The organism is Streptomyces sp. MS191, from assembly GCF_008042125.1.
Taxonomy (GTDB): Bacteria; Actinomycetota; Actinomycetes; order Streptomycetales; family Streptomycetaceae; genus Streptomyces.
Genome location: NZ_RDBI01000029.1, coordinates 3097 through 7847 on the forward strand (window position 1 = coordinate 3097; position 4751 = coordinate 7847).

Sequence of the window (4751 nt, forward strand, 5' to 3'; positions counted from 1 at the left end):
GGGAAGAGCTTGGTGCGGAAGTCGGTGGTGATCCCGAAGGCGAAGACGTCGAGGTCCAGGTCGTCCACCACCCGGCCGAGCTGGTCGATCTGCTCGGGGGCGAGGAACTGCGGGAAAAGCACGCTGGCCCTGCAGATCGGGCACAACCGCTCGGCGCGCGGCCTGCAGGGCGTGATCTTCACACGCGACGACCGGGCGGGGGAGGGCAAGCTCTCCTCACGCCTCGGCCTGGTGACCGAGGCCGTCGAGGCCGCCCCCGGCATGGACCTGTACGCCTACCTCGTGGACCAGATGTCCCGTGGCGGCAAGGTCGACTACGTGATCGTCGACGAGGCGCAGTTCCTCGCCCCCGAGCAGATCGACCAGCTCGGCCGGGTGGTGGACGACCTGGACCTCGACGTCTTCGCCTTCGGGATCACCACCGACTTCCGCACCAAGCTCTTCCCCGGATCGCAGCGGTTGATCGAGCTGGCCGACCGCATCGAGACCCTCCAGGTCGAGGCGATGTGCTGGTGCGGGGCCCGTGCCACGCACAACGCGCGCACGGTGGGCGGCGAGATGGTCGTGGAGGGGGAGCAGGTCGTCGTCGGCGACGTGAACCGGCCGGCCGAGGAGATCGGCTACGAGGTGCTGTGCCGACGCCACCACCGGCGCCGGATGACCAGCGCCTCGGCGCACGCCGGCTCGCTCTCCCCGGACGTGCTCCCCGTCACCCCCGCCTGACCGTCCTTCCCGGCCGGCCGCGACACCGCGAGTTCACCTCGGGTGTGCCCGCGGACCTTCTGCCGATCGGATGCGGGTCGCCCGGCTCGGCGGTAATGGCCGTCGGCCCGTGACGTCCCGCCCGGGCTCCGCGCATCCGCGCGACACATCCCGGAGGACGCGTGCCCCCTGCTGCCGAGACCGCATCAGCCCAGGCCGAGGGGGGACGCGCCGGTGGTGCGGCGGCGGCGGACACCCGGACCGAGGACGGCGGACGGCCGGCGCGTCCCCCCTCGGGACCGGAGGGCACCGGCCGCGTCACCGCCGCCCGGGCGTGGACGCGCCGAGCCCGGCACAGCGTCCGGCTGCGCGCCTCGACCGCCGCCGCCCTCCTGACCTGCGTCGTCTTCTGCCTCGGCGGCCTGCTGGCCGGCAGCCATCCCTTCGGGCCCACCACCCGCAACACCGTCGACCTCGGCCAGCAGTACCTGCCGTTCCACGCGTACTGGCGCCGGCTGCTGCTCGGCGAGACCCACGGCGACCTCTTCCTCAACTGGAACTCCGGCTTCGGCTCCAACTTCCTCGGCGACTACGGCACGTACCTCAGCAGCCCGTTCGACCTGCTGGTCCTGCTCTTCCCCGCGGACGGCGCCGAACTCGCCCTCTACGTCGTCACCGCCGCCAAGATCACCGCCGCCGGGGCCGCCATGGCGCTGCTGCTCCTGAGGCTGCGCCCCGGCCCGTGGCCGGTCGCGGCCGTCCTGGGGACGGCGTACGCGCTGTGCGGCTGGACCCTGAACTTCGCCGCCACCGTCCCGATGTGGCTCGACGGCCTGCTGGCCTTCCCGCTGCTCTGCCTGGTCGGCGAGTGGGCCCGGGCCGGGCGCCGCCCCGTCCTCGGCCCGCTGGTCGTGGCCGTGGCCTGGTACGCGAACTTCTACACCGCCTACATGGCGACGCTCGGCGCTGCCGTCGTGCTCGCCGTCCGCCTGTGCACGGCCGACGACACCGGCCGCCGGCGTCTCGCCGGACTGCTCCGCGCCGCCCGGGGCGTGCTCGTGGGCGTCGGACTGGCGGCCCCGCTCGTCCTGGTGGTCTTCCTGGCGACCCGGGTCGCGGACCCGACGCCCGAGACGACGTTCACCCCCGTCGCCTGGACGGAGTTCCTCGCCCGGCTGCTGCCGGCCACGGCGAGCGTCGCCAGCCCCGCACTCTTCATCGGCACCCCGGCCCTCCTGCTGGCCCTCACCCTCCCCTTCAACCGGGCCGTCACCCCGCGGACCCGGCTCGCCTGGACGGCCGCGATCGCTCTGGTCGCGCTCTCGATGCAGTGGGAACCCACGCACCTCCTCTGGCACGCGGGCGCCTCGCCCAACGGCATCCCGTACCGTCAGACCTTCGTCCTCTGCGGCCTGTTGCTGATCGCGGCCTGGCTCTCCACGGCCCGGGGACTGCCCCGGACGCCGGCCCTGCTGGGCGCGGGCGCGGTCCTCGCCGCCCTCACCCTCGCCTCCCGGGGGAGCCCGGTCGTCGACCGCTGGACGTATCCCGCCTTCGGCGCCGCCCTGGCCCTCGGCGTCCTCGCCGCCGCGGCCGTCCTCCTCGCCCGGCGGCACGCGGTGGGCACCAAGGCCCTGCCCGCGGTGGCCGTCGCCCTGCTCGTCCTCGCCCAGGCGGGCGAGACCGCGATCAGCGCGGGCCGGATCGAGCGGCAGCAACTGGCCAAGGTCTCCTGGGCCCCGCGGCTCGGGCCCTGGCACGCGGACATGGCACGGGCCACCGAGAGCGAGGACGACTGGCCCCGGCAGCGCACCGACCCCGGCGAGGTCCCCGGCGGCAACGACGTGCTGCTCGTCGGCGGCCAGGGAGCGGACTACTACAGCAGCCTGACCGCCGACGTCACCTCGCGGACCCTGGCCTCGCTCGGCTTCGGCTCCTACGCCAAGGGCCGCCACCCGGTCAGCCTGGACAACCCCGTGACCGACGCGATCTTCTCCGTCGGGACCCGGATGCGCTCGACACCCTCGGCGCCGCTGCGCACCGACCGGCTGCCCGAGGCCGCGATCACCACCGTCGACACGCCCGTGCCGCCGCTCGTCACCGTCCGTCCCGACCTGCGACTGCCGGCCCGCGAGGCCCGCTTCGGCCCGTCCGCCTTCGCCAACCAGGAGGCCCTGCTCGGCGCGGACGTCTACGAGGTGCCCGCCGCGCCCCGCCGCGCCCCCGGCCCAGGGGGCGGCGCGGTCACGCTCACCGCCTCCTGCCCCGCCGGCGCCCAGGTGTGGTTCTGGGCTCCCGACTACCGGGGGACCGCGGCCCTGTCGGGCGGCTCCCCGGTCGCCTTCGCGGGCCGCCCGCCCGCCGTCGTCGGCCCCATGCAGCGGCTCGGCACCGTGCCCGCCTCGGGCGAGGTGCGGATCGCACTGGATCCCGCCACGCGCCCCGAACTGCCCCGGCAGCCGGTCGGCTGCCTGGTCGAGGACCGGCTGACCGAGGCCGTGCGCCGGTCGACCGCGACCGGAGCCACCACGGTGCGGACCTCGGGCCACACCCTCACCGCCGAACTCCCGCCGGGCAGCAAGGGCACCGCCCTCGTCGCCGTACCGCGGATCTCCGGCTGGACCTGCTCCGCGGGGGACGCCGACCCCGTCCCGGCCCGGCGCCACCTGGGCCTGATCGCCGTCCCGCTCGATGGCACGGCGACCACCCTCGGCTGCTCGTTCCGGCCGCCCGGACTGCGGCTCGGCGGCGCGATCGGCGCCACGGCCCTGCTCTGCCTCCCGGTGATCGGCGCGCGGCAGCGGTCTCCCCGCAGGACCGGAAGAGTTCATCCCGCGTGCACATCGGCCTCGTCCGACGGGAATTGACCGTCGATACGCTGCCGGCCTGACCGGCGTCCGGGTCCGTACCACCGGGCGCGTTCGCTCGATGGTTCTCCGGTGTGAGTGTTGGGATTCCGTGTGCCGAAACTGTCCGTCGTCGTCCCTTTCCACAACGTCGGGGCGTACGCCCCCGACACCCTGCGGAGCCTCGCGATCAACGCGGACCCGGAGTTCGAGTTCCTGCTGATCGACGACTGCTCCACGGACGACACCCCGTACGTGCTCGACCGGCTGAAGGACCGTGTCCCGAACGCCACCGTCATCCGGCACGAGACGAACCTCGGCGTGGCCCAGGCACGCAACACCGGAATCGACGCGGCGACCGGCGACTACGTCACCTTCCTCGACGGCGACGACTGGTACGCCCCCGGCCACCTGCGCGCCATGGTCGACGGAATCGAGGCCCTGGGCTGCGACTTCGCCCGCACCGACCACGTCCTGTCGACCGGCCGGACCCGCGCCGTCCGCTACGCCCCGGCCACACTCCGCGACACGGTGATGAACCCCCGCGACGGAATCGCCCCGGCCTCCATGGTGACGATGGTCGACTATCCCTTCGTCCCGTTCGGGATCTACTCCGGCCGTCTCTTCGCCGACGGGGCCTCGCGGTTCGAGACGAGACTCCGCACCGCCGAGGACCGCCTGTGGATCTGGCGTCTGCACCTGAACACCACCTCCTACGCGGCGCTCAGCCTGCACGGTGCCTTCTACCGCCGAGGAGTCACCACCTCGCTCACGCAGATCACCGACAACCGCCAGCTGGACTTCATCCCCTCGTACGACCTACTGCTCGAGGAGGTGTCCGCGGACGCCGAGGCGGACCGTTTCCTGCCGAAGGCGGTCCGCACCTACTGCGCGATGATCGCCTTTCACATGGGAAAGGCCGACCAGTACGAGCCGGCCGTCACCAAGCGCCTCCGGCACGACGTCACCGACGCCCTGCGCAGGATGCCGCAGCCGGTCCTCGACGAGACGCTGGCCGGCATGGACACCGCACGCGGCACGCTGCTCCGCAGTCTGCGTGCCACCGGAAAGGCGGCCTGACCCATGGCCATGGAATCCCACCCGCCGGGCACCACCCCTGCGGCGCCGTACAGGGTCGACACCTGGAAGATCTGCACCCGCTGCCCGGGGCGGCTCGACGGGGGTGCGCCGGGGGGCGCTGCG

3 protein-coding genes are annotated in these 4751 nt (G+C 73.8%); all 3 read left to right on the top strand.

Annotated features, from left to right (window positions below; genetic code table 11):
- Positions 1–87 precede the first annotated feature (87 nt).
- The 3 genes from EAO71_RS03340 to EAO71_RS03350 all read left to right on the top strand — a co-directional run bounded on the left by EAO71_RS03340 (position 88) and on the right by EAO71_RS03350 (position 4628).
- Positions 88–723 (top strand): thymidine kinase, encoded by a 636-nt coding sequence (locus tag EAO71_RS03340; protein WP_147976260.1) that lies wholly within the window; start codon positions 88–90, stop codon positions 721–723.
- A gap of 161 nt (positions 724–884) precedes the next feature.
- Positions 885–3569 (top strand): YfhO family protein, encoded by a 2685-nt coding sequence (locus EAO71_RS03345; RefSeq protein ID WP_147976258.1) that lies wholly within the window; start codon positions 885–887, stop codon positions 3567–3569.
- Positions 3570–3662: 93 nt separating this feature from the next.
- Positions 3663–4628 carry a glycosyltransferase family 2 protein gene (locus tag EAO71_RS03350; protein ID WP_147976259.1) on the top strand — a complete coding sequence of 322 codons (966 nt, stop codon included), beginning with the start codon at positions 3663–3665 and terminating at the stop codon, positions 4626–4628.
- Positions 4629–4751: the final 123 nt, after the last annotated feature.